Source organism: Enterobacter sp. B79-1 (assembly GCF_057444735.1).
In genome coordinates this window covers 74225-96043 of sequence record NZ_JBYAZJ010000001.1, presented here as the reverse complement: position 1 = coordinate 96043, position 21819 = coordinate 74225, and the positions used below count along the sequence as shown (strand labels likewise).

Annotated in this window: 30 protein-coding genes; 6 read left to right on the top strand and 24 right to left on the bottom strand. The window is 52.2% G+C overall.

The features are described 5' to 3' along the window. Positions 1 to 10: 10 nt before the first annotated feature. Genes AC2T6E_RS00490 through AC2T6E_RS00475 form a run of 4 tightly spaced genes read right to left on the bottom strand, consistent with a single transcriptional unit; the run spans position 11 to position 2436 of the window. Entirely contained in the window at positions 11 to 541 is a 531-nt protein-coding gene (locus tag AC2T6E_RS00490) for a phage tail protein I (RefSeq protein WP_058686971.1), read from the bottom strand. Then, complete coding sequence (locus AC2T6E_RS00485) at positions 534 to 1442, bottom strand: baseplate assembly protein (RefSeq protein WP_486690175.1); 909 nt, start codon at positions 1440 to 1442, stop codon at positions 534 to 536. Before AC2T6E_RS00485 ends, AC2T6E_RS00490 begins: the two co-directional genes overlap by 8 nt. A 5-nt stretch (positions 1443 to 1447) precedes the next feature. Next, positions 1448 to 1798, bottom strand: a complete 351-nt coding sequence (locus tag AC2T6E_RS00480; RefSeq protein ID WP_486690173.1) for a GPW/gp25 family protein — start codon at positions 1796 to 1798, stop codon at positions 1448 to 1450. Beyond that, a complete protein-coding gene (locus tag AC2T6E_RS00475; RefSeq protein WP_486690171.1) occupies positions 1795 to 2436 on the bottom strand; it encodes a phage baseplate assembly protein V in 642 nt (213 codons plus the stop codon). Before AC2T6E_RS00475 ends, AC2T6E_RS00480 begins: the two co-directional genes overlap by 4 nt. A gap of 342 nt (positions 2437 to 2778) precedes the next feature. Here AC2T6E_RS00475 and AC2T6E_RS00470 point away from each other — a divergent pair, with 342 nt between their 5' ends. Beyond that, positions 2779 to 3822: a GmrSD restriction endonuclease domain-containing protein gene (locus AC2T6E_RS00470; RefSeq protein WP_486690169.1), complete on the top strand. Its 1044-nt coding sequence runs from the start codon at positions 2779 to 2781 to the stop codon at positions 3820 to 3822. Further along, on the top strand, positions 3819 to 4493 hold the full coding sequence (locus AC2T6E_RS00465; RefSeq protein ID WP_486690168.1) for a HEPN domain-containing protein: 675 nt from the start codon (positions 3819 to 3821) through the stop codon (positions 4491 to 4493). The genes AC2T6E_RS00470 and AC2T6E_RS00465 overlap by 4 nt, the downstream gene beginning before the upstream one ends. An 18-nt stretch (positions 4494 to 4511) precedes the next feature. Here AC2T6E_RS00465 and AC2T6E_RS00460 read toward each other — a convergent pair whose 3' ends face one another. The 11 genes from AC2T6E_RS00460 to AC2T6E_RS00410 form a co-directional block, all read right to left on the bottom strand. Then, the gene (locus AC2T6E_RS00460) at positions 4512 to 4976 is read right to left on the bottom strand and encodes a phage virion morphogenesis protein (protein WP_486690166.1); all 465 of its coding nucleotides are present in this window, start codon (positions 4974 to 4976) and stop codon (positions 4512 to 4514) included. Continuing rightward, on the bottom strand, positions 4969 to 5436 hold the full coding sequence (locus AC2T6E_RS00455; RefSeq protein ID WP_486690164.1) for a phage tail protein: 468 nt from the start codon (positions 5434 to 5436) through the stop codon (positions 4969 to 4971). The genes AC2T6E_RS00460 and AC2T6E_RS00455 overlap by 8 nt, the downstream gene beginning before the upstream one ends. After that, positions 5399 to 5644 (bottom strand): Rz1-like lysis system protein LysC, encoded by a 246-nt coding sequence (lysC, locus tag AC2T6E_RS00450; RefSeq protein WP_486690162.1) that lies wholly within the window; start codon positions 5642 to 5644, stop codon positions 5399 to 5401. The genes AC2T6E_RS00455 and lysC overlap by 38 nt, the downstream gene beginning before the upstream one ends. Continuing rightward, positions 5532 to 5957 carry an Rz-like lysis system protein LysB gene (gene lysB / locus AC2T6E_RS00445; protein WP_486690160.1) on the bottom strand — a complete coding sequence of 142 codons (426 nt, stop codon included), beginning with the start codon at positions 5955 to 5957 and terminating at the stop codon, positions 5532 to 5534. The genes lysC and lysB overlap by 113 nt, the downstream gene beginning before the upstream one ends. Continuing rightward, positions 5954 to 6463 carry a lysozyme gene (locus AC2T6E_RS00440; RefSeq protein WP_486690158.1) on the bottom strand — a complete coding sequence of 170 codons (510 nt, stop codon included), beginning with the start codon at positions 6461 to 6463 and terminating at the stop codon, positions 5954 to 5956. Before AC2T6E_RS00440 ends, lysB begins: the two co-directional genes overlap by 4 nt. After that, positions 6447 to 6668: a phage holin family protein gene (locus AC2T6E_RS00435; RefSeq protein WP_017382980.1), complete on the bottom strand. Its 222-nt coding sequence runs from the start codon at positions 6666 to 6668 to the stop codon at positions 6447 to 6449. The genes AC2T6E_RS00440 and AC2T6E_RS00435 overlap by 17 nt, the downstream gene beginning before the upstream one ends. After that, positions 6659 to 6862 carry a tail protein X gene (locus AC2T6E_RS00430; RefSeq protein WP_486690156.1) on the bottom strand — a complete coding sequence of 68 codons (204 nt, stop codon included), beginning with the start codon at positions 6860 to 6862 and terminating at the stop codon, positions 6659 to 6661. Before AC2T6E_RS00430 ends, AC2T6E_RS00435 begins: the two co-directional genes overlap by 10 nt. Further along, complete coding sequence (locus AC2T6E_RS00425; protein ID WP_333027861.1) at positions 6862 to 7368, bottom strand: head completion/stabilization protein; 507 nt, start codon at positions 7366 to 7368, stop codon at positions 6862 to 6864. Before AC2T6E_RS00425 ends, AC2T6E_RS00430 begins: the two co-directional genes overlap by 1 nt. 99 nt (positions 7369 to 7467) lie before the next feature. Continuing rightward, the gene (locus AC2T6E_RS00420; protein ID WP_486690154.1) at positions 7468 to 8223 is read right to left on the bottom strand and encodes a phage terminase small subunit; all 756 of its coding nucleotides are present in this window, start codon (positions 8221 to 8223) and stop codon (positions 7468 to 7470) included. Between the two features lie 3 nt (positions 8224 to 8226). Continuing rightward, on the bottom strand, positions 8227 to 9294 hold the full coding sequence (locus tag AC2T6E_RS00415; protein WP_193136869.1) for a phage major capsid protein, P2 family: 1068 nt from the start codon (positions 9292 to 9294) through the stop codon (positions 8227 to 8229). Positions 9295 to 9349: 55 nt separating this feature from the next. Continuing rightward, positions 9350 to 10204, bottom strand: coding sequence for a GPO family capsid scaffolding protein (locus AC2T6E_RS00410; protein WP_486690151.1), 855 nt, complete (start codon positions 10202 to 10204; stop codon positions 9350 to 9352). 166 nt (positions 10205 to 10370) lie between these two features. Here AC2T6E_RS00410 and AC2T6E_RS00405 point away from each other — a divergent pair, with 166 nt between their 5' ends. Then, the gene (locus tag AC2T6E_RS00405) at positions 10371 to 12140 is read left to right on the top strand and encodes a terminase ATPase subunit family protein (protein ID WP_486690149.1); all 1770 of its coding nucleotides are present in this window, start codon (positions 10371 to 10373) and stop codon (positions 12138 to 12140) included. Position 12141: 1 nt separating this feature from the next. Continuing rightward, positions 12142 to 13167 carry a phage portal protein gene (locus AC2T6E_RS00400; RefSeq protein ID WP_486690147.1) on the top strand — a complete coding sequence of 342 codons (1026 nt, stop codon included), beginning with the start codon at positions 12142 to 12144 and terminating at the stop codon, positions 13165 to 13167. Between the two features lie 335 nt (positions 13168 to 13502). Here AC2T6E_RS00400 and AC2T6E_RS00395 read toward each other — a convergent pair whose 3' ends face one another. The 6 genes from AC2T6E_RS00395 to AC2T6E_RS00370 all read right to left on the bottom strand — a co-directional run bounded on the left by AC2T6E_RS00395 (position 13503) and on the right by AC2T6E_RS00370 (position 18690). Beyond that, positions 13503 to 14786 carry a hypothetical protein gene (locus AC2T6E_RS00395; RefSeq protein ID WP_486690145.1) on the bottom strand — a complete coding sequence of 428 codons (1284 nt, stop codon included), beginning with the start codon at positions 14784 to 14786 and terminating at the stop codon, positions 13503 to 13505. A 103-nt stretch (positions 14787 to 14889) separates the two neighbouring features. Beyond that, entirely contained in the window at positions 14890 to 17175 is a 2286-nt protein-coding gene (locus tag AC2T6E_RS00390) for a replication endonuclease (protein ID WP_486690143.1), read from the bottom strand. Position 17176: 1 nt separating this feature from the next. After that, entirely contained in the window at positions 17177 to 17440 is a 264-nt protein-coding gene (locus tag AC2T6E_RS00385; protein WP_062934567.1) for a DUF5405 family protein, read from the bottom strand. A gap of 31 nt (positions 17441 to 17471) precedes the next feature. Further along, on the bottom strand, positions 17472 to 17681 hold the full coding sequence (locus AC2T6E_RS00380) for a DUF2732 family protein (RefSeq protein WP_486690140.1): 210 nt from the start codon (positions 17679 to 17681) through the stop codon (positions 17472 to 17474). Positions 17682 to 17747: 66 nt separating this feature from the next. After that, entirely contained in the window at positions 17748 to 18248 is a 501-nt protein-coding gene (locus tag AC2T6E_RS00375) for a hypothetical protein (protein ID WP_029883441.1), read from the bottom strand. Between the two features lie 166 nt (positions 18249 to 18414). Then, entirely contained in the window at positions 18415 to 18690 is a 276-nt protein-coding gene (locus AC2T6E_RS00370) for a regulatory phage cox family protein (RefSeq protein WP_047723235.1), read from the bottom strand. A 135-nt stretch (positions 18691 to 18825) separates the two neighbouring features. Here AC2T6E_RS00370 and AC2T6E_RS00365 point away from each other — a divergent pair, with 135 nt between their 5' ends. Both AC2T6E_RS00365 and AC2T6E_RS00360 read left to right on the top strand, forming a co-directional pair. Next, on the top strand, positions 18826 to 19122 hold the full coding sequence (locus AC2T6E_RS00365) for a helix-turn-helix domain-containing protein (RefSeq protein WP_000613396.1): 297 nt from the start codon (positions 18826 to 18828) through the stop codon (positions 19120 to 19122). Positions 19123 to 19218: 96 nt separating this feature from the next. Then, positions 19219 to 20229, top strand: coding sequence for a phage integrase (locus AC2T6E_RS00360; protein ID WP_486690137.1), 1011 nt, complete (start codon positions 19219 to 19221; stop codon positions 20227 to 20229). A gap of 109 nt (positions 20230 to 20338) precedes the next feature. Here AC2T6E_RS00360 and leuE read toward each other — a convergent pair whose 3' ends face one another. The 3 genes from leuE to AC2T6E_RS00345 all read right to left on the bottom strand — a co-directional run bounded on the left by leuE (position 20339) and on the right by AC2T6E_RS00345 (position 21755). Next, positions 20339 to 20974: a leucine efflux protein LeuE gene (leuE, locus tag AC2T6E_RS00355; protein WP_089599054.1), complete on the bottom strand. Its 636-nt coding sequence runs from the start codon at positions 20972 to 20974 to the stop codon at positions 20339 to 20341. Between the two features lie 69 nt (positions 20975 to 21043). Then, positions 21044 to 21454, bottom strand: coding sequence for an Exc2 family lipoprotein (locus tag AC2T6E_RS00350; protein WP_126816961.1), 411 nt, complete (start codon positions 21452 to 21454; stop codon positions 21044 to 21046). Positions 21455 to 21581: 127 nt separating this feature from the next. Then, on the bottom strand, positions 21582 to 21755 hold the full coding sequence (locus AC2T6E_RS00345; RefSeq protein ID WP_017384232.1) for a YciY family protein: 174 nt from the start codon (positions 21753 to 21755) through the stop codon (positions 21582 to 21584). Positions 21756 to 21819 lie beyond the last annotated feature (64 nt).

Sequence of the window (21819 nt, the reverse complement as noted above, 5' to 3'; positions counted from 1 at the left end):
GTGCTCTCACTTATCCGGGGTAAACCGTGATGATGTCGCCGTCATAGGACAGAGCGCCGGTGTAGAGGTAGCCGGGGATATCCTGAATAATATTGAGGCCAATTAAATGGCGGCTGGCGGGCTTTGCATCGGCAATAAGCCGCTCCATTTCGTAGTACATTTCCTCGGTAATGCCCGTCTCCAGCACGCCGATATCGAGGCGAAACGTGCCGGGCGGGTCGTTTGTCTCCCACCACTCAGAGACGTTAATCAGATAGCCGAGCGGCTCCACCACGCGGCGCACTGCGCCAATCGTCCCCTTGTGCGCGTGGATAAACCACGCCGCGCGGATGACTTCCCGCTTTGTGTCCTCCGGCCAGCTCTCATCCCACCGGTCGACGGAAAACGCCCACGCCAGCCACGGCAGCAGGTTTGCCGGGCAGTCGTCAGGGCTCCAGAGACGGCGCAGGGGAACGGGGGTGTTTTCGATTTCTGCGCAGGCACGCGCGGCGGCAACCTCAAGCGGTGACGAGCCCACCGGCAACAGTCGGGTGTCATTCATCGTTACCCCCGATGGTCACGCTGTACTCGGTGCACCATGACGCCTGAGTCTCATCGAGAACGATGTCGGCCACCGGCGCGGCCAGTTCGACGCGCTGCACCCCCTCGACGTGAAGCGCTGCATAGATGGCAGATTTACGGATGTCACGCCCGAGCCGGTGCTGCGCGGTGATATACGCCTGCAGCTTTGCTTTTGCCGCACTGAGCACCGGCTCGCTTTCGGGGCCGGGGTAAAGGTAAAGCGACGCGGTGATTTTATAGTCGACAACTTTTGCTGACTGCACGGTCACGCGGTCGGCAACCGGCCGGACGTCCTCGTCGTTAAGCGCAGTGCGCACGATGGCGAGCAGCTCGTCAGAGGCCACGCCGTTATTTTCACGCGACAGCACCGACACGGTCACACACGCAGGCTCGGGACTGATGACGGAAATATCCGCGACACGCCCGTCAGCGCTGCGGCCATGAAACTGATATGCGCCGGTTGAGCCTGCGGTACTCAGTCCCTCAAAAGCCTGTTGAATGCGCAGCCGGTAGTCGGTGTCCGATTCCATCACAGCAGGCGTCGGCGGTAATGTCGTGTCGTCTGCAGGCGTGATGACGAGGCGCTCGACGTTATAATTTCCGCCTATCTGGTCAAGGTCGGCATCTTCTGCATACGCCAGCATGACCGCACGCGCGGCCTCGTTGACGCGCTGTCGCCAGATAACTTCCCGGTAGGCGTTTTCCTGCAGCAGCTTAACAATCGGCTCTGATTCGAGCGTCAGGGTGCGCGCGACGGCCTCCTGTTGTTCTTCGGGGTATAACGAGACGAGCGTTGCCTTGCGTTCGCTCAGGATGCTCTCATAATCCAGCACTTCCACGACATCGGGCGCGGCGAGCTGGTTAAGGTCAACAATTGCCATAGCGTTTAACTCAGTGGAATGGTGAGGGAAAAGGGCTGGCCGCTGGCCGAGCGCGTGCCGGTGATGTCGACATAGAGCCCGCCGTCATTTTCCGACCGCTCAAAGGTGATGCTTGTCAGGCTGACGCGGGGCTCCCATTTCTGGATCGCGGAATAGCACGCGGCCATAATCTGCAGGCGCAGCGCCGGGGTCTGCGGCTGGTCAATCAGTGCTGACAGGAACGAGCCGTATTCACGGCGCATGACGCGCGAGCCAACCGGCGTAACCAGAATGTCGCGCACGCTTTGCCTGATATGCTCGACCTCAGAGATACTGAGGCCGGTCTGGCTGTTCATTCCCAGATAACGCACCGTCATTGCGTCCCCTTAGTCCAGCTTCCGCCGCTCTGTACATTGCCGTGCGCGTGGTTATCCACCTGCACGCCGTTTGATTTCAGTGTCCCGCCGGTGTGCTCGATGTTCCCGGACATAGTCCCGCCGTTCTTCACTTCGAGCGTGCCGGTTGTCAGCTTGTTGGTGCATACCACCTCGGGTGTGTCGAGCGTGATGCGGGTTTCGGCTTTCACCAGCACTACCGGCACGGTGGCCGTAATGGAATCCGACGCGGTGACGTCGGCGGTTTTGATACCGGACACGGTGAGCGCGCCGCTTTCGGGCTCGTACTCGATAACCGCCCCGTCAGGAAAGGAAACATGAAGCGCATCAGGGGAGACAGACGGCGCGGGATGGTCGTCAGAGAAAATGCCCGGCAGCACAAAGGCCGTATCGAGCTCGCCACCGATGGCCAGCAATAACACCTGCTCACCGACCGAGGGAGCCCACCACACGCGAGAACGACCGGCGCGGCAGGTGAGCCAGTTTAACCAGGTGGTTTGCATACCGCCGGTCTGGACACGACACAGCCCCTCGTCGAGGTTAACGTCGGTCACAATGCCGGTGCGGATAAGGTTGCGGATCGCGCGTGCGATTTCCTGCAGAGAATTTAAATTATTCATGGGGAGAGGATGCCGCCGGGTAAGGCCAGCGGCAATGTAGCGGTGTTTTGTTGTGTTTAGGACAACAACAGAAGCCGGAATGTCTCGTTCTAAAATACTCTCAACACACTGGTAAACTGGAAATGTTTTATCGGAAAACTATCGGCTTGGTATTTCCCCCAGAACAGTAACTTGAGCCCATAAACAAACCTATGAGGTTGAAAAATAGAGACTTATACAAAAGATACGACTTACCTTCAAGAGCATATGCTCTCCCGTAGAAGATTTGATCTTGGAACATCGTTTTTTGTGATTGATTTTGTTATAGTTGAGATTATTTAAACATGTAGAGAGTATGTAACTATGAATTTTTCAGATGCCCTTGCAGAAATACAAAAAGAAAGGCGAGCGGTTGGATTTGATACTTATGATATCACTATCAAACAACTTGTAGACATGGTTGCTGAAAACAACATTAATGTTTCTCCCGATTATCAAAGACGATTTGTTTGGGATGCTACTCGACAGTCACAACTAATTGAATCAATTTTTCTTGGAATTCCTATTCCTAATATTTTCATGGCTACCAACCCTGACGCATCTTGGGAAGTAATTGACGGATTACAACGTATAACAACAATCCTTCGGTTTGTTTCATCTGATCTTGCTGTTATAGATGGGAAAAATCTAGGCCCCTTAGTCCTTAAAGGTTTAGAAAAAACACCTTCACTAAATGGGGTTTCCTTCGACGACATGCCAAGCAATCTGAAATTGAACTTTTTAACTCGCCCGCTTCGAATTACAGTTCTAAATGATCAGAGTGATTTCCAAGTTCGATTTGATTTGTTCGAAAGATTAAATACCGGCGGAATTATTCTTCACGACCAAGAAATACGCAATTGTGTTTTTCGTGGTCGTTTTTCTGATTTTATTAAGGAATGTGTAAAAAACCCTGATTTCGATTCTGTTATTAAAAGAAGCGACCGAAATGGCAGAGGGAATTTAGAAGAGTTAGCATTGAAATTTTTTGCCTATTTTGAAGATAGATCGTTATTTAAACACTCTGTAAAAGAATTCCTCAATGACTACATGGAGAAAAAAACCAAATCTTTTGTGAATGAAAACGAATTGCGCGATATTTTCCAAAATACATTCTTGCAAATCAGACAAGCCTTACCTAATGGTATTGTTCGTATAAATCGTTTAAACTCAACCCCGCTAGTTCTTTTCGAAGCGATAGCTGTTGGTGTTGCAGATATACTTTCCGCTGGCAATCAAGTTGATGTGCATGAACTGAACAACTTATTAGAAGATGCCGCCCTCAAAGACCTGACTACTGGGGCAACCAATAGTCTTCCTAAGCTTACTGGAAGAATAGACTTAGTATCTCAGCGAGCTACCATATGAGTTTTGAAAATGCCCAAATAGAAGTAAGGGATAGGTTTGCAGAGGCAAATTCACTTTTGATATATTTACGTGAAAATGGCCCAGAACCACTACAACCAACAAGTGAAAATATTAAGTCGTTAAAAGGGTTATGGATTGTCTCCATCTACTCAGCTGTAGAACGAGCTGTAAATGCAATAATTGAAGCTGCACTCGAAGTGATTTCTGGCCATAACAATCGGAGTATAGACTGTATCGCCTCACTTCATAGCATCTTCCATTTTAGTGAAATCAAATCCATAAATGAATGTGGGAAAAGCAAAATATTTGATAAATCCGTCTCTTTATTTCAGGCCACTCTGAGCGAGACTGTCTTAAGGGTAACTGATAATCCATTGGCCGAGAGTTTACAAAACGTAGATGCAAGAACTATGTCCTGGGTTCTCGGTCTTTTTGGAGCTCCTGAGTTTAACGTATCCCCGGCATCAATAGGTAGAGTAAATGCGTTGCGTGAACGGCGGAACGCGGTAGCACATGGCCGAGAAAGCGCTGCAGAAGTGGGGGAGCGATATTCTCTTGAAGAGTTAACTAACATTTACAACGCTGCAGATGAAGCTATTATGGCATTTTATCTAAGCCTAAGTGAACATTGTATAAATCAACGTTATCTAAAAATCATTAGGCAACGTTGACTTCCTCTACACCAACATTCACCGGGGCGCATTATTATTTCGGAGGTTCTCAACAATCATTCCTAATACAATTTTTTTATCCTCTTCGCGAAACCCAAGTAACTTGCGCTCCGCATAAAACACATTCTCAGAGCGTAAGTTCGGTCGGTCTTTTAGCCCGTAATGGTGAATCCGCGCAATGCGTTGCACTTTGCCCGCAAACTCCACGACCGCACTGTTTTCGCGGCCACTGGCTTTCATGTACCGGTTAGTGCGCAGCTTCTGAAACATCGCCCGTTTAATACGCCCGGTCTTAGCCCTGAGCGGCTGGCGTTTTCGAGCCTGATACGGCGAGCCGTCCGGGGCTTTCTGCAGCTTGATGCGTTGTTGTTGCGATTTGCGCAGCTCCTTTGCTATCTCTCCGGCCAGCTTACGGCGTGCAGCCGGTGACAGGGCAGCAATCAGACCATTGAGCCGCTCGTCAAAGGGCTTAAATTCACTCATCCCATTTGCTCACCAGTTCGCCGTTGATATAAAGCTCTTTTGGCCGGGTGACGGGCTCCGGCAGCGGCGGCTCAGGGGCATAGCTTACGTGCAGCGCGCCGTTTTCCTCTTTGATGAGGGTGCGCTCGGTGAGCTGCAGGCTGATGCTGATATCGACGCTGTCACCGTCGTTTAAATCCATCTGGAAACGGTAGCCCTTTTTGCGGCCGTCATCGAGCGTGCAGATATCCGGCTGGTTTTCCCTGAGCCATGCGGCCACCGGCACAAAAATCAGGTCAGGGTCGCCCACAAAGTCACACACGATCACATTCAGGGTATAAATTTTCTCATGCGACAGCGAGGCCGCGAGACGCGCATCGATATTGCCCTCATCGGCAAAGATGCGCATCATCTCTGGATTGGTTTTAAGCTGCGGGACGGCGTCAATTAACGCCTTGCGCAGGCTGATTGCTTTCTTCATCGAGTTTATCCTGACAGTCTTTTACGGTTTCAACCTGCAGCGCGCAGGCGGCGAGCGCGTGCTCAAGCCTGCGGATATCTGCACTCAGGTCGCCATTAGTGACCGGATCGCTTTCCGGCATCGCGCAATAGCTCACCTTCGGGCAGGCGCTGTAAACAATGACCGGCGGAGGCGCAGGCGGTGCGGGTGTGCAACCGACGCACAACATCAGGCAGCTTATCGCTATACCAGCGGCGTAAGGTTTCATTCTCATTAATCAGCCTCGTAATGGTTTCTTCACGCCGCACGGCCATCGCACCGGCGGCGATTAACTCACCGCGTAACGTGACCTGCGCGGTTTCGTTTTTCCTGGCAATTCCCTGCGAAATGGAAAGCTGATTTTTCAGCATCCCGATCACGTTTTTTTGTTCGGTGGCGACTTTGTTCGCCTGTTCAAATGAACGCGTCAGATTGCCGTTTTCATGACGCTGCCAGAGCACAACCGCCATCAGCGCGGCCAGTAAAAACAACATCATTTTCATTGAATCCCCCTGAGGCAGTAGGCACGTTCACGCGCGCGGCGGTATCCCAGCCCTTTGTTTACTTCGCCATTCACGTAAACCCAGCGGGTGAGCTGGTCGCACGCCTGCGGCCATTGCTGGAGCTTGAGAAGCGAGACCAGCGTCGACCGGCAGGCCGCACCGGTTCCCACGTTGAATGAAAAACTGACCAGCGCGTCGTAAACGTGCGGCGGCATTTTCACCGGCGCGCATACGGCCAGACGTTTCTCGACGTTCAGCACATCCGCGACGAGGTTCGCCGCCGCCTGCCGTTCGGTGATTTCCCCTTTCGGAACGACCCCGGCAGTGTGGCCGATGCCTGACGTCCACACTCCCGCGCTGCACTGGTAAGGCGTCAGGCGACAACCTTCAAGGTCGGCAATCAGCGCCAGCCCCTCGGGCGAGGTGTTAAGCAGACGAAAGTCAGGCATCAGCGCCGCCAGCGCCAGCACTACGGCCACACTGCAACGTTTAACGATTGATTTCACGAATAGCCCCCTTGTCGAGTCCGAGTGACGTCAGATAGAGGTACGTTTTGCGCTTAAACCAGTAATTCGTCAGCGCGGTAAAAATGGCGCATCCGCCGCCCACGTAAAGCGCCATCTTTTCGGGCGACATTGCGCCGAGGTACGCCAGCGCGACGGCCAGCCAGTAGGCGATAAACGTGGTGATTTTTTCCATGCTCAATCCCATAAATTCACCGTTTCGGTTCTGGCCGCGCTGTCGGTCTCGGGCAGCTCAATTGCCGTGCCGTGCGGCAGAATGACGCCGAGCTCAGACAGGCCGGGATTAGCCGCCAGCACAGCTTCGACTGCCCCCTCGGTGCGCCCGTAATACCGGGCGCAAATCGCGTCGAGGGTGTCGCCCTGCAGCGCATACGCTTTCATCAGATTTGCCCCACTATGCAGCGCGCTTTGTCCTGGATACGCGCCACTGACCAGCGCATATCCCGCCACATCTCATCGATAGTGCTGTCGATGCTGTCGGCCTTTTTGTCACCTTTGGCGGTCGCATCCACGCCGCGAAAGCGCTCATAGAGCGTGGCGGTCGTCATGGCACACACGGCGTTGAAATAGTGGAAAACGCGCACGCTCTCGCCGTCGAGCTGGTCGGTCGGGACATCCGCCAGCGTGGCGTGACCGGCTTCGAGCTGACGCTCGCGCCATTCGCCCAGCTCCGCATTCGTCTCCGCGATGGCGGTCTTAATCGCCCGGCGCAGGCGCACGGGGGAAACGGTCTGCTCTAACCGCATCTCCTCCCGCACGCGCTTCGGATCCACGTCAGGAAAAAACGGGGTATTTTTGATTACCGGCTCGCTCACGCCCGGTGGCGGTATCACCACGCCCGGCACATCCTGCGGCTCTTTATTTTGCTCAATAATCAGCGTCGTCATGACAACCTCGGGTAATAGGTGGGCGGTGGACGCCGTTCGCAGTCAGGGTAAGGAATACCCGCATTGAACGGCGTGCCGCCCGGCTCGGGGAGCGCTCGGTTAACCTGCGGCTTTTGCCGCCTTTGGTGGACGCCCGCGCCGTGCCGCCGGTTTAGCGGCAGGTTTGCGCGTGCGCGGTTGAGTCGTTTTGGTTTTCGGGGCGGGTTCAGTTTTTGGCCTGAGCTGACGCGCTAACTGCTCGATATCCTTTTTCACCCCGATAGTGCTTTCTAACTGGATCGCACGCTGCAGGTGCGCCAGCGCCTCGGGCAGTTGCTTCGCATCACGCAGCACGTAGCCGGTGATTTTGTGCAGCTTCGCACGCACGATATCGGGCATATCCGCGCGCTCCGTCAGGGCGATGGTGTCGAGGAGGTTCGCCAGTTCGACCGGCTGTTTTGCAGCGAGCAGACGCTGCGCGGCGAGCGTGACCTCTTCGGCCAGCAGGCACGGTGTCGGACGGCGACCGACCGGCATGGTGAGTCCATAGGTCATGGCGTAACGGGCGATTTCCAGCGCCCCGGCGATATCATCAGCATCGAGACGCCAGAGCATCACCGTCATTACGATGTCATCCTGTGCGCCTTTGCCGTTTTCGAGGACGCCAGCCACCCACGGCAGGTAGAACGGCAACAGCTCGCGCTTTTTCGCGGCTTTGCGCTCTTTAGAGCTGATTTGTTTTAGCGTGCGGTTGTCTGCGGCCAGCTTAACGAGCATCTGCTCATAGGCAGTTGCATTGCGCAGCGGGACGGCAGCCTGCTGCGCTGTTTCAGAGGCCGAGACCCGCATCATGTGACGCGCTGCGGGACTCGTCATGGCTTACTCTCCGCTTTCCGGTGCTGCAGGTGCGGTGAAGTCACCGAGCGTGATGTTTTCAATCAGGCATCCGGCGGCGTAAGCCTCGACCACGTAGTCGATATTCATTGACTCGTAGTTTTCGACGCGGTCTTTTTTCGGCTCTTCGATGATGGCGCGGCGGTGTGCGTCATCCATGAAGTAAATAGACAGGTTGTCGAGGCGCGTCACCATCAGGGCATTAGCCGGGAAGTACGGCACGCGCACGGCTGGCAGATTGCCGATTCGCTTCTGGCTGATGATGATGTCAGCGGCCAGCGACTCGGTGTTTGCCTGCTCCTGATTAACGATAGGGAAATATTTATCCGCCATCAGCTTACGCCCGGTGATGACAACCAGCTCCGGGTCATCCTGATAAATCTCGTCAATCAGATTGCCGGTGGCATCCATGACCAGCGCGTCGAGGTTCGCATAGTCGCCGTTTTTACCCACGCGGATCACTTCAGAAATTACCGCCCCTTCCTCGTCGGTAATTTTTGACATCACGCGCGCTGGCGCTTCATTGCGGTACTTCTGCAGCCAGCCGGTCGCCACGTCCTGCAGCATCGGATTCTTTTTGCGGTCGGACGTCGCCGCGCGCTCGATGCCGTTGAAACCGGCCATGATGAAATCGAGCGACTGACGCTTGATAATCGCGTCGCGGATACGAGTCTGGAAGTCCTGGAATCGCGCCCACAGGTCGAGCTGTTTGTAGCGGATATGGAAGTCAAAGTTAATCTGCGCACACTCGTATTTATTGGACTCCAGCGCGGTGAAATCAGCGGTCTTACGTTCATCATCACCGGCAGTATCGGCAGTGCTGGCAATCGTACCGTTAACGCCCACCCCGACCTTTTCGCCTTTCAGCTCGTCGACCGGCACGATGTTGATTTTGGTCAGAAACGCGGATGACATCTGCAGCGTGGTCATCAGGGTTTGCGTGACCGACGGCTCGACGGTGAATTTCTTCGCCACGTCATCGGTGGAAACGCCGTTCAGCTCCGCGACGCGGGAGAGGTAGGCATTGAATTTGAAGCGGGTATCTTTACGCATGGTTATTCCTGTTCAGGTAATAGGTATCAGGCCGGGCAGCACGCCCGGCGGGTTATCAGCAGTTGGTCAGCAGCTCGTCGCCCGTGCCGCCTTTTGAAAGCTCGCGGCGTGGCTGGCCCTTGCTTTCGGTGTTATCGAGGGAGTTTTTGAGGTCATTAAACGCCTGCGCGCTTTCATCGGCCTTGCTGGTCACGTCCTGCTTAAGCTTCGCCAGTTCGGTTTCCAGCTCGGTGACGCGCTGGTCAGTGGCGTTGAGATTGGTTTGCACCTGCTCGGTAACGGTGGTTACCGCCTCATGCACATCGGCGAAACGGGCGTCATCGCTGGCCTGCTTACGGCCAAAAATGGCTCTAACCTTATCGGTCAGGCTGTTGAGCATGGTGTCGGGAACGTCCTCAAATTCCAGCTCAGCCAGTGAGGCCACAGAAAAAACGTCATCCGGCTGGTCTTTTTTACCGGCGAGCGGGTTTTGCATGGCGCGGCTGCAGAATTCGAGGTATTCGGTGCCGAGGCTTGCCGGGTCATCGGTGACGGCAAGGCCAACCAGATAGCACTTGCCACTGTTGGCAAAGTTCGGGCGGATCTCCATTGAGGTGTAAACCTTTTGACCTGCCTTAACCATGCTGACGAGCTCGTCAAGGGGCTGGATTTTGCCAAACAGCGCTTTTTTGCCATCGAGCGCAGAGCCATCGCTGATAATCTCCGCCTTAAGCTCGGTCACATCGCCATAACGTTTAAACTGACTGTCAGGCATCAACCCCCGGATATGTTCGAGGTTAATGCGGCAGCCGTAGACGCGCGGGTCGAACGTGTCGGCCATATCCTGAATATCATCGCCACTGATGACGCGGCCATCGCAGGTGTCACCTTCGACGCCGATGCGAAACCATTTAGAAACTTTCTTTGCCATTGTTCAGGTGTCCTGATGTTGGGTTTTCGGGTCAGGGTTAGTTTCCCGACTCTGACCCGTATCAGCCACTGCTTACGATCTGATTAGATCTGACACAACAGTCACTTAGCGCGAATACCCCCCTATTTCCTTAGCCTTGCCACGTCACACCAAAAACGAGGCAAGCATGACCATTTCAACTGACCTTTCTTTGTTAAATGACCCGCGACGAAAGGCGCGGCTGTTGTACTGGCAGGGGTTCGCCGTGCCGCAAATCTGCGACATGCTGCAGCTCAAGCGCCCGACCGTGCAGAGCTGGAAACAGCGCGATGGATGGGAAGAAACCGCCCCTATTAACCGCGTGGAATCGACGATAGAGGCGCGGCTTATTCAGCTCTACGCAAAGCCAGACCTGACCGCGCATGACTTCAAAGTTGCTGATTTTTTGTCGCGCCAGATGGAGCGGCTCGCGCGCATTAACCGCTACGGCCAGACCGGAAACGAGGTGGATTTAAACCCCAATATTGCCAGCCGTAATAAAGGGGATCGCAAAAAGCCGAAACGCAATTTCTTCAGTGATGAAGCGATTGAAAAGCTGGAAGAGATTTTCTTCGACCAGTCGTTCGACTATCAGCTCCGCTGGCATAAAGCGGGATTAGAGCACCGCATCCGCCACATCCTGAAATCCCGCCAGATTGGCGCGACGTTCTACTTTGCGCGTGAGTCACTCCTGCGCTCGCTTAAGACCGGGCAAAACCAGATATTTTTGTCGGCCAGTAAAACGCAGGCTTACGTGTTCCGTAAGTACATCATCGCCTTTGCCCGTCTGGTTGACGTCGATCTGTCAGGCGACCCGATCGTCATCGGCAACAATGGCGCTGAGCTGATTTTTCTCGGGACCAATTCCAACACTGCGCAGAGTCACAACGGGGATTTGTACGTCGATGAAATTTTCTGGATACCCAACTTCCAGAAGCTGCGCAAAGTCGCCTCGGGCATGGCCTCGCAGTCGCACCTGCGCACCACCTATTTTTCGACCCCGTCGACGCTGGCGCACAGCGCTTACCCGTTCTGGTCAGGCGAGCTGTTTAACCGTGGCCGCAGCAACCGCGACGAACGTGTCGACATCGATATCAGTCATCAGGCGCTTGCCGGTGGGGTGCTGTGCGGTGATGGACAGTGGCGGCAGATTGTCACCATTGAGGACGCGCTCGCCGGTGGCTGCACCCTGTTTAACCTCAACCAGCTTAAGCAGGAAAACAGCGCGGATGACTTCCGTAACCTGTTTATGTGCGAGTTTGTCGACGATAAGGCGTCGGTATTCCCGTTCGAGGAGCTGCAGCGCTGCATGGTCGATGCGATGGAAGAATGGGAGGACTTCGAGCCATTCGCCGACCGTCCGTTTAACTGGCGACCGGTCTGGATTGGCTATGACCCGTCACACACCGGCGACAGCGCCGGGTGCGCGGTACTGGCTCCGCCGCTGGTTGCCGGTGGCAAGTTCCGCATCCTTGAGCGTCACCAGTGGAAAGGCATGGACTTTGCCGCGCAGGCCGAGGCCATCCGGGCGCTGACCGAGAAATACACCGTCGACTATATCGGCATTGATGCGACCGGCATCGGCCAGGGTGTTTACCAGCTCGTGCGCTCATTCTTCCCGGCGGCGCGTGCCATCCGCTACACGCCGGAAATGAAAACCGCGATGGTGCTGAAAGCAAAAGACACCATCAGGCGCGGGTGTCTGGAATATGACGCCGGTGCAACCGACATCACTCAGTCATTTATGGCTATCCGCAAAACCATGACCAGCAGTGGCCGCAGCGCCACCTATGAAGCCAGCCGCAGTGAGGAAGCCAGCCACGCGGATATCGCGTGGGCGACCATGCACGCCCTGTTAAACGAGCCGCTTTCAGCCGGTAGCGGTATGCAATCAAGCTCAATTCTGGACATCAACTAAGATGAAAAAACGTCAAAAGAAACAGACAAAGCAGACCAACATGACCGCCATCGAACCGCAGAAAATCGAGGCGTTCACCTTTGGCGAACCGTTACCCGTTCTGGATCGCCGCGACATCCTCGACTATGTCGAATGCATCAATAACGGCAAATGGTACGAGCCGCCGGTCAACTTCTCCGGGCTGGCGAAAAGCCTGCGCGCCGCCGTGCACCACAGCTCTCCGATTTACGTAAAGCGCAACATCCTGACGAGTACCTACATCCCTCACCCGTTGCTGTCACGTCAGGATTTCAGTCGCCTTGTGCTCGACTATCTGGTCTTTGCCAACGGCTATCTCGAAAAGCGCATGAGCGTCACCGGCCAGCTCCTGAAGCTGGAAACCTCACCGGCCAAATATACCCGCCGTGGCATCGAGGATGGTGTTTACTGGTACGTGTCTGACTTCACACACCCGCACCAGTTTGCGCCCGGCTCGGTATGCCATTTGCTGGAGCCCGATATCAATCAGGAGCTCTACGGGATGCCCGAATATCTGAGCGCGCTCAATTCAGCCTGGCTGAATGAATCCGCCACGCTGTTTCGTCGCAAGTATTACCAGAACGGCGCGCACGCGGGTTACATCATGTACGTGACCGACGCGGCGCAGAGCAGCACTGACGTTGAGTCGCTGCGCTCCGCGATGCGGGATTCGAAAGGGCTCGGTAATTTCAAAAACCTGTTCTTCTATGCCCCGAACGGAAAACCGGACGGCATCAAGATCGTGCCGTTGAGTGAAGTCGCCACGAAGGATGATTTTTTTAACATCAAGAAGGTGAGCGCCGCCGACCTGCTCGATGCGCACCGAGTACCGTTCCAGCTTATGGGCGGCAAGCCTGAAAATATCGGCTCGATGGGCGATATCGAGAAGGTGGCGCGGGTGTTTGTGCGTAACGAGTTGACGCCGCTGCAGGAGCGGTTTAAAGAGATTAATGATTGGTTAGGAATGGAGGTGATCCGCTTTAAGGATTACAGCATCGAGACCGACTAAACCCGCCCAAAATGCCGCCTCCGGGCGGCACACCCTCAGAGCAAGCCAGACGCCGCACACGCGACGCAACCCCGCTACCGCCTACGATTCGACCTCATCGCTCAGCGCGCCGCCACGACGCGCACAGACGCGCAAAATAAATCCTGTCACCCCGTCTGGCGCGCAGTGCTATCCCCGCCTCGCCTGCCCGCTTAATGGGTCGCTTTTAATGCAGGTGCATCAGGAGTCCCGAGCCACGCGAACACTGGAGCCAGCTCACAAAAAACGAACTAAAAAACTGATGCAAATACATGCACCTGATAGATGCATAGCTAAAACTAAGCTTCGCTATCACTTCACTTGCCACTTTTGAAGCTCTCAATCATCTTTTTCACATCCTCAGCAAGCTCAACGGGTACATTCATTGTCCGAGAGTTACTATATTCTTTTGATGCTTCATACACACCTTGATAATTGAGAACGCACTCTTTAAGTATTTCAAAAAGAGACTCAACAGGGTCGCTCCCGTGGCAATCAACAAATTTTAGATATTTTACATGTGCCGATAAAGTGGAAATATCGCCATGCACAAACCTGCATCTAAGCTCGTAGATTATTTCTATTTTAGATCTCACATCAAAAATACTTATCGCATCACAACAGACGCCACCGATAATAGATGTTTTGTTACCTGCATTATTACCATACATTGCATCAAGAGCTATAAATTGATTTAAAAACCTTTCACGACGATCACTCCCCCAACCATGAGCAATGAACGAAAGAGCAGATAAAACACGCTTATCAGATCTAGATAATATTTTTACTAACCGTTCGCAAACCAAACCATCAATATTTAAAATTAACAATGATGGAATGTTTACACGAAAATTAGAAATATGATACCTCCCCTCAGAGAAGCTCTCAATTTTATTATTAACATCACAGGAGTTAATAGCGAATGGATTATTTACAGTAACACATAATCCACCGAATAGCAGATTCAGCATCTCAACTGCATCCTGTTGAGATGGTGCATAGATAAGTACAGCTGTCGAGTATGAATGATTGAAATATCTCCCAATCGGTTCATCTCGTATATCTTTTTCATCAAAGAAGGATTCATAAACGTCAATGCCAGCTTTAGATTTAATATTAGACAATAAAGCCGTACCCTGCCCCGGGCCATAGAGATAAAGATTATCCTGTAACTTTAATTGTCCATCAAACCTAACACACCCAAGATTGTATATATAAGGGTGAAGTTTCATTTGTGAGGTTATATAATAACCAAACATTTCACAGAGATTTTCCCTGTGCACCTTTGATATTATACTATCAACGGATCTTTGCTCTGGGTTAAGCGATAAGAAATCGGCATCTATACAGTTGAAGGCTTCAGAGCAAAAGCTTAACAACAACTGTTTAGCGCTATGAAGGTCACTTATCCCTAATTTTTTCCCATAATTCCTTAACAGAGCGCTAGCGCATTTTGCCACTTCCTCATCATTGTATTTGAGCCAAAAAATTATATCTTGCAGTGGTTTACCTACTTGAATACAAGGTATCTCTTTATCATGCCTATAAAAAAAACACCTGCATAATCTGTTTATCATACCTCTCGCGAAAGCAATCTTCATTGAAACATCACCCCTTAATTTAACCATCGATGGTCACCCTGTTAAATTTGAGTGTTACCTTAAGTTACAGCGTTTTCCTTCGAGTTTGCTAATTTACATTTTCTCACCAGTTTAAGGGAAACACCATCCAGTTTTCCTGTACAGCAAAACAAAACCGTTTATCCCCATAAATTACTGTTGCCCCTCTCGCCAGAGCTTCAACCTCCCATCGTTCAGGGACAATACCTTCCTGAGCTAACTCGAAACGAATTTTTGCGATTCGATCCCTTTCGGGCTTCGTCATCCTGGCTGATGGTGCTTGTTCGCTCGTTTTAAGCGGCGCATTGCTTCTTTGCTGGCGATTTTTGCGCGGTGAACCAGCTTTTAACGCGCCGTTAAGCACTTTCACGACGTCTGGCTCATTCCAGCCGATAACCCCGCGCTCAATCAGATTTAACACCGCTGCGGCTTGCTCAGACGGTGTGGGGGTCATAACAGGATCGCCACCGCCGGTGAGCTTTCCACAGTTATTGACAGGACTCCGAGGCGCGGCAGAGCCGCTTTTTAAGGTCAAAGGCTCAACGGCCAAAACCTTTGGAACGATGCGCCATTCGGCTGTACGGGTTACATGGACACGATTAGCCCCGAGATGAGGGGCATAAATCCCGACAACCCTCTCGATATCTTCCTCGTATTCGTTGACCTCATCCGTCACCTTACGGGCGACCCTGACCGCCTGAGCATCACGCGGCATGTTTGCCCCACCCTGCGCGATGATGTACCGCTCAAAGTCCCCCTCATCTGCAGCAGCTCGCGCGGCCTCGACCCTGTCGTCAAACTCGCAGGCAATACTCACCCCGCGCGGCAGTTTGCGCAGTTCACGGTAAGCGCCCATCGTCGGGAGACCAATCGGTTTAAACTGAGGGATACGCCATGTTGACGCCCATGCGGTGACGGCTGCGGCCGTATCTTTCAGAGGCTTGCCGGTGTCGTGATCGAGCTGGCCGTCGAGCGCGTAACCGTCGATATTTTTTGCAATGTATTTAGCGATATAACCCGCCGCTCCGCCCTGATTAAGATGGCGTGACTCAAAGCGCTGTTTTGACGCGCCCTTTTCGTGTCCGTCCTCTTTGAGGGCATAACGACGCATAATTTCGTTAATGGCTTTACGCTGACCGGGTTTGCAAAAAAGCATCATGTGCCAGTGTGGCGTGCCGTCGTGGTGCGGTTCGACAACGCGCATCCCGTAAACATCTAAATCGTTATCTTTGAAAGCTGTACGCATCAGGCTCCAGATTCGGCATAGATAGCGCTGGCCGTCTTTGGGTGTGAATGCTGTTTCGTTCCAGCCGTGATTAAGCTGCACCGTTTTGGTTTCGCCTTTGCCGACCTGTCGGGTCGGATGATATTTCGAGGGTGTGGTCAGGGTGACAAACATCCCCACGTCACCAACGCTGGTCGCGTAGCGTTCAATCCCGGCGATAGTATTCATCAGCTCCATACGACGTATTTCAGGGTTCGAAATACTCCCCATGACCTTGCTTATGAGGTCAATACGTTCGCCAGTGATTTTGTTTTCCAATTCGCAGGATTTCAGGTATTCGAGATTAGCCAAGCGGCGCGCGTGAACATCGCGGATCGCTATTTTGCTTGCGTAAGGTGAACGGTCTTTGTTGACCTCACCTGCTGCGATGAGCAGCGCCTCGCGCCAGCGCATCCGCTGCGCCTTGAGCTGGTTGACCCACCACTCGTCTTTAATCAGTCGTGAAATAGCGGAAAATGCCATGCGGATCGTCATCTGACCCTTATGGTATTTTTTCCAGTACATCGGGGTGATGTTAAATGCGCGAGCAACACCGGCCACTTGCCCGTATAGGTGCGACTGAGCTTCATCGGTGAAAAGTGTCTCTTTCCCGCCGTGAGCATCCGTCCAGGCGTCGCTTAACTCCTCGTATTTGCTCCAGAGCTGAGAGGCAATTCTGGCCGCAAATTTCCTGAGTTCTTTGTCATTCATATCTGGTAAGCGCGCATACTGGTCGCGCTCGGACAGAAAACCAATCGAGGCGGATTCATTCATCCCGCACAGCTCATTAACACGCTCAAGACGCGGCAGCAGCTTGCGCTCAAACGTGTTTTTAAGGAAATACAGCCCACCCAAAGGGCTCTTTTTACGGCGGATGAAGTTATAACGCGATGTAAACAGGGTTTGCAGGAAAAATGGCAGACGGTCAATACGGTTTAAAACACCTTGCACCTGACGGAGTTCGGCACGTGTAAGGGGTCTGTCGCGGCCAATGGCCTCTTTTGTGACGTTATTCCAGGGATAAGCACCAACGAATGTATCACTGGTGCCCTTCAAAAATGGTGGTGGTGGCGAGGGGGCAACACGCCCCCGAGGTTCGTTGGACATATTATTTAAAGGCGTCCAGACATTGCTTCCCCAAGCGTTCAATTCGAGCTTCCAACGCTGAGAAGCCGGTAAGATCGCTGGTCAAAAGATCATGCAATGCCAAGCCTGAGATAAGCTTAGGGATAGTTGGGTAGTAACCCACAACGTCCAGCCATTCCTTACCTTCATTCTTACCGGATGTGGCAGTCTTCTTCTCCTGCAAAATGAATTGATAGCGGTCGCTGGTAATGACGTACTGGTTATTTATCTCAATGCGTAGGCTCATTTTTTCTTCCTTTTAAAAGTGGTTAGCCCGCTCAATCGAAAATTGAGTTGTGCAGATTTGCCGACTCTTGACCTAATAACTCGATAATCTCGGTACGATTGAGCTCAGACTTGCTGATATGCGCGATAATCCCGTCAAATCGAGATGAGAATCGTGTCGCTAGGTCGCGCTGTGCTTCGTTTACTGCCTGCTCCAGGAGAGCGGAAAACATGCCATCTGGTACTGTGTTTTGTGTTTGCATTTGCCTATCTCCAGACAAAAGGAGTCCCCACGCTATAAGGCGCGTAATAAAACGAATCCAGATTAATTAATGTAAATACTGCTCAGGTTTTACCGAGGTTAAAATGGTAGGTGCGTACTCAAAAAGGCTAAACAGCTCTCGCAGCGCGCGGAAAAGTTTGTCGCGCCAATAACAGCCCTCTTCATTCAAACGCCAGTGCGGCATCATAAATTCCTGCTCTGTCAGTCCCGCATGAAGAAACAGTGATCGCCTTTGGCTAACGGTCAGGCGGCTGATGAAAGTTGCTTTCGACACGCCAAGTTGGCGGTGCCGGGCGAATGCATTTCTCAATTCATCAAGCGCGCAAACAAGACGCTCACGATCGGCTTCGGTCATTTCCTCTAAGCGCATGACAGAGTGACGCTGCTTTAATTGAGCGTGGAAACAAACCGTAAGACGCTCCCGCTCCATCATCTGATTGTAAAAATCGCAAGTGTCCTGCCAGCGAGGCTGAGCCAGATACTTGCAGACCAGACCGCGAAGCGCTGTTGGTTGTTTCTGGATAACATCAAGTGTCATTACCGTCATAACCACAGTCCTCTCTTCTTGACTAAGCTACGAAGCTTCTCGATAACACCCGTCTTACGGGTTCGGATAATGATGCCCTTGCGTCCGCGACCGTGAGTGATAGTGAAGTTAATCTGACTAGGGCTTTCTCTACGCAGTAGTTGAGCAATGCAACGGGGTTCATTCTTCATACTGGCTCCCCTAATCCGAGCCACATCAGCCACCCGTCCCGAATTTCTTTCGGGCGACTGTCATAGGCCATCTTCATACCCTTGTTCCACGCTGGCAGGTAAACCCAGTATTCCCCTGCTCGGCCGCTTGTTGACTGAGGATCAGTCATCTCAACCACGGGCAGCTTACCCTTCTCAATCATCCCTTTGACTGCTGCAGGAGTTTTGCCAATAAGACGCGCGAATTCCTGATATGGGACGGCGTCGCTCGCACTATCAATGACCCTATTCATTTGTGAGTATTCCTCGTTAGTGTTTTAATTGCTCCTAATGGCTATTAATTGCCATATTGGAGCCATTAACTTGCGATAACGAATAGAAGATTACTCCGTTATCGTTTTTCTATCAATAGTGGAGTGTTAATTACGATGATACCCGTCAATGAGAAGCTTGCGATCATGCGTGAGTCGGAACGTATGAATAGAAAAGAATTCAGTGACTTAACCGGTGTTCCATACAGCTCTCTCTCGAGTTACGAGAAGGGCGTAAAAGATATGGGCATACAGGCGGTGATGAAGATTTTGAATCATCCTCAGTTCAAAAAATACACGATGTGGTTCATGACAGAGACGATATCACCTGAAGCTGGGCAGATTGCACCGGCTCTCGCGCACTTTGGGCAGCAGACAACAACGTCACCCCACTCAGACCAGAAAACTGGCTAACTATTTACGGCGCTTATTTGTGCAGTAAATGCACAGTGAGTTTTTGCTATTTAAATCAGGAAATTGAAGTACGCAGTAACATCATCGGGAGGCTTTATGTCTGTTAAAAAGCTCGATGATGGTCGATATGAAGTGGACATTAGACCGGCTGGGCGTAACGGAAAACGCATCCGTCGGAAGTTCGACAAGAAAAGCGAGGCGATGGCTTTTGAAAAGCATACTCAATATAACCATCACTCAAAGGAATGGCTGTCAAAACCAACGGACAAACGCCAATTGTCGGAACTGAAAGAGTTATGGTGGAAGCTGAAAGGTAAACATGAGGAGCACGGTCAATCGTATCTCAGGAAAATTGAGCGTTTCGAAACGATGACCGGTAACCCATGCGCTTTCCAGATCACCAAGAGCCTGATCACGCAATATTGTGCTCAACGTCGGGGTGAAGGTATTAAGCCAACTACCATCAACCGCGACCTGATCACGCTAGGTGGGATGTTCACAACCCTGATTGAGTCAGAACTGTATAACGGTGAGCATCCATTCAGGGGATTCAAAAAACTGAAAGAGCAGACAGCCGAAACGGGCTATCTCACTCTTGAGGAAATTGACGCCTTACTTGCTGCGCTCTCAGGTGATAATCGTAAAATTGCGGTTTTGTGTTTGAGTACCGGAGCAAGATGGGGAGAAGCTGCGCGATTGAAGGCGGAGAATGTGATTCATAACCGGGTGTCTTTCGTTAAGACGAAAACCAACACACCGCGCACGGTCCCGATCTCTGATGACGTTGCGGCTTACGTAGTCGGCAAAACACGAGGTTTTCTGTTTCCTGAGGCCAGTTATGCTGACTTCAGGCGAACCCTCAAAGAGGTTAAGCCCGATTTACCGGCCGGACAAGCAACACATGCGCTACGACACTCTTTCGCGACGCACTTTATGATTAACGGGGGCAACATCATCACACTGCAGAGGATCTTAGGTCATACGAAAATTGCGCAAACGATGGTCTATGCGCACTTCGCTCCTCAGTACCTGCAGGACGCCATTTCGCTTAACCCGCTGAAGGGTGCTAATGGTGGTAAGAGTGTCCACAATGTGTCCACACCCTAGCCGCTTTTTATGGCTTTTGGCTGCTAGTAGTAAAACGTGAAGCCTTGTCTGGCGCGGCTTTCCAGCTACGCCAGACATTAAAAAGGCTCCCTCAGGAGCCTTTCTTCTGTCAATGTAGCGACGCTAATCTCGCCGCAAAGCCGACAAATAAAAGTCCTATCAGCCCATTTCCCAGCTTCGCCAGTTTCTTTTTGGTTTTCAGGTAGCGGGTGACAAACGCGCCAGAGAAGATCAGGAAGCTCATGTACATAAAGCTAATCAACTCAAGCGTGGTCGCGAGGATCAGGAAAGAGGTTCCTGTGTTTTGCGCATTCACGTCAATAAACTGTACGAAGAATGACACGTAAAACAGAATCGCTTTCGGATTCGTCAGGCTCAATACCAGGGAGCGTTTCATGATGGCGCTGGCAGGCTCGGTTCCACTTTCGTGCCCATTAGTCTGTCGGGTAATGACCGACCACAGCATTTTGCCGCCGAGCCACAGCAGATAAAACGCCCCCAGATAGCGAACAATATTGAACAGCACCGGCGTGGTCTGGATTAAGGCCGCGACGCCTGCCCATGCCAGAAACATCAAAACCGCATCGCCGATAAACACACCAGTCGCGGCGAGATAGCCTTTTTTGACGCCGTGACCAATACCCGTTTTCAATACAAACAGCGTATTAGGACCCGGTACCAGCACAATGAAAAATGCGCCGACCACGTACGTCCAGAAATTCAGTACACCAAACTCCGCAAACACCTCTCCCTCCTTTTGCTGAAAAACAACGGGAATATCGCTGCAAAAACGATATTCCCGAAAACTATCGCGTTATTGTACGCCGTTATAGCCGTCAAGATAAGTCGTGGCCAGTTCGTTGCCGTATAAAATGGCATCCTTCGGCTCCATTTCCGAGGTCCATTTGCTTTCACTATTCCCCGTGAAGGCGTGCTCCGTTTTGGCCTCTTCCTTCAACCGATCGCGAATAGCCTGTGCATACTGCTGAGCGTAAGACGGCGGTTGCCCAGCGGCGCGGTCAGCTTTCCCCTGCTTATACAGCTCACGAAACTGCGGCACATTGAGACGGTAATTTTGCGAAATACTGGAGGTATAATTCCCGCCCGTAAAATTGGATTGATGCGAGACGAAATAATAGGCATGTCTTTCAGGTGAGGGTTTATTGCTGTTGCAGGCGCTGAGTACAGCGATCCCCATAAGTACCGCGACCACTTTTCCATTCATCCTCTGTTCCTTTTAAATTCATGAGGTTAAGCAAGAGGAGTATATCGCGGAATGAGGTCGGGAAGAGACTGCGAAAAATGATAGTCTTATAAAATCAGCGGGCACCTTGACGGTGCCCTCATGGTTCTCAGATATCCTGGACGGCGAACAGCAACGCGTTGCGGTGTCTGTTTAGTCCACATTTTCTGATAGCGTGGATACGCATATTGCGGCGGGATTGTGCTTCCAGCCAACGAGCCTTACGACGACTCACCTGTCGCAACATACGCCAGCGCCCTACTTCTGTTCTACTGCGCTTCATATCGACAACTCTTTCACTCACAGAGACGCCATTATAAGCTCAACCCCGTCGCAAACCAGCGCTT

Excerpts from the sequence above, each read along its gene's own strand:
- AC2T6E_RS00365 (WP_000613396.1), top strand. The coding sequence starts at position 18,826 with ATGATACCCGTCAATGAGAAGCTTGCGATCATGCGTGAGTCGGAACGT.
- AC2T6E_RS00485 (WP_486690175.1), bottom strand. The coding sequence starts at position 1,442 with ATGGCAATTGTTGACCTTAACCAGCTCGCCGCGCCCGATGTCGTGGAA.
- AC2T6E_RS00420 (WP_486690154.1), bottom strand. The coding sequence starts at position 8,223 with ATGACGAGTCCCGCAGCGCGTCACATGATGCGGGTCTCGGCCTCTGAA.
- AC2T6E_RS00360 (WP_486690137.1), top strand. The coding sequence starts at position 19,219 with ATGTCTGTTAAAAAGCTCGATGATGGTCGATATGAAGTGGACATTAGA.
- AC2T6E_RS00375 (WP_029883441.1), bottom strand. The coding sequence starts at position 18,248 with ATGACGGTAATGACACTTGATGTTATCCAGAAACAACCAACAGCGCTT.
- AC2T6E_RS00405 (WP_486690149.1), top strand. The coding sequence starts at position 10,371 with ATGACCATTTCAACTGACCTTTCTTTGTTAAATGACCCGCGACGAAAG.
- AC2T6E_RS00460 (WP_486690166.1), bottom strand. The coding sequence starts at position 4,976 with ATGAGTGAATTTAAGCCCTTTGACGAGCGGCTCAATGGTCTGATTGCT.
- AC2T6E_RS00400 (WP_486690147.1), top strand. The coding sequence starts at position 12,142 with ATGAAAAAACGTCAAAAGAAACAGACAAAGCAGACCAACATGACCGCC.
- AC2T6E_RS00480 (WP_486690173.1), bottom strand. The coding sequence starts at position 1,798 with ATGACGGTGCGTTATCTGGGAATGAACAGCCAGACCGGCCTCAGTATC.
- AC2T6E_RS00350 (WP_126816961.1), bottom strand. The coding sequence starts at position 21,454 with ATGAATGGAAAAGTGGTCGCGGTACTTATGGGGATCGCTGTACTCAGC.
- AC2T6E_RS00370 (WP_047723235.1), bottom strand. The coding sequence starts at position 18,690 with ATGAATAGGGTCATTGATAGTGCGAGCGACGCCGTCCCATATCAGGAA.
- AC2T6E_RS00345 (WP_017384232.1), bottom strand. The coding sequence starts at position 21,755 with ATGAAGCGCAGTAGAACAGAAGTAGGGCGCTGGCGTATGTTGCGACAG.
- AC2T6E_RS00395 (WP_486690145.1), bottom strand. The coding sequence starts at position 14,786 with ATGAAGATTGCTTTCGCGAGAGGTATGATAAACAGATTATGCAGGTGT.
- AC2T6E_RS00470 (WP_486690169.1), top strand. The coding sequence starts at position 2,779 with ATGAATTTTTCAGATGCCCTTGCAGAAATACAAAAAGAAAGGCGAGCG.
- AC2T6E_RS00415 (WP_193136869.1), bottom strand. The coding sequence starts at position 9,294 with ATGCGTAAAGATACCCGCTTCAAATTCAATGCCTACCTCTCCCGCGTC.
- AC2T6E_RS00385 (WP_062934567.1), bottom strand. The coding sequence starts at position 17,440 with ATGAGCCTACGCATTGAGATAAATAACCAGTACGTCATTACCAGCGAC.
- AC2T6E_RS00455 (WP_486690164.1), bottom strand. The coding sequence starts at position 5,436 with ATGAAGAAAGCAATCAGCCTGCGCAAGGCGTTAATTGACGCCGTCCCG.
- lysC (WP_486690162.1), bottom strand. The coding sequence starts at position 5,644 with ATGTTGTGCGTCGGTTGCACACCCGCACCGCCTGCGCCTCCGCCGGTC.
- AC2T6E_RS00380 (WP_486690140.1), bottom strand. The coding sequence starts at position 17,681 with ATGCAAACACAAAACACAGTACCAGATGGCATGTTTTCCGCTCTCCTG.
- AC2T6E_RS00490 (WP_058686971.1), bottom strand. The coding sequence starts at position 541 with ATGAATGACACCCGACTGTTGCCGGTGGGCTCGTCACCGCTTGAGGTT.
- lysB (WP_486690160.1), bottom strand. The coding sequence starts at position 5,957 with ATGAAAATGATGTTGTTTTTACTGGCCGCGCTGATGGCGGTTGTGCTC.
- AC2T6E_RS00410 (WP_486690151.1), bottom strand. The coding sequence starts at position 10,204 with ATGGCAAAGAAAGTTTCTAAATGGTTTCGCATCGGCGTCGAAGGTGAC.
- AC2T6E_RS00465 (WP_486690168.1), top strand. The coding sequence starts at position 3,819 with ATGAGTTTTGAAAATGCCCAAATAGAAGTAAGGGATAGGTTTGCAGAG.
- AC2T6E_RS00475 (WP_486690171.1), bottom strand. The coding sequence starts at position 2,436 with ATGAATAATTTAAATTCTCTGCAGGAAATCGCACGCGCGATCCGCAAC.
- AC2T6E_RS00425 (WP_333027861.1), bottom strand. The coding sequence starts at position 7,368 with ATGACGACGCTGATTATTGAGCAAAATAAAGAGCCGCAGGATGTGCCG.
- AC2T6E_RS00435 (WP_017382980.1), bottom strand. The coding sequence starts at position 6,668 with ATGGGATTGAGCATGGAAAAAATCACCACGTTTATCGCCTACTGGCTG.
- AC2T6E_RS00390 (WP_486690143.1), bottom strand. The coding sequence starts at position 17,175 with ATGTCCAACGAACCTCGGGGGCGTGTTGCCCCCTCGCCACCACCACCA.
- AC2T6E_RS00430 (WP_486690156.1), bottom strand. The coding sequence starts at position 6,862 with ATGAAAGCGTATGCGCTGCAGGGCGACACCCTCGACGCGATTTGCGCC.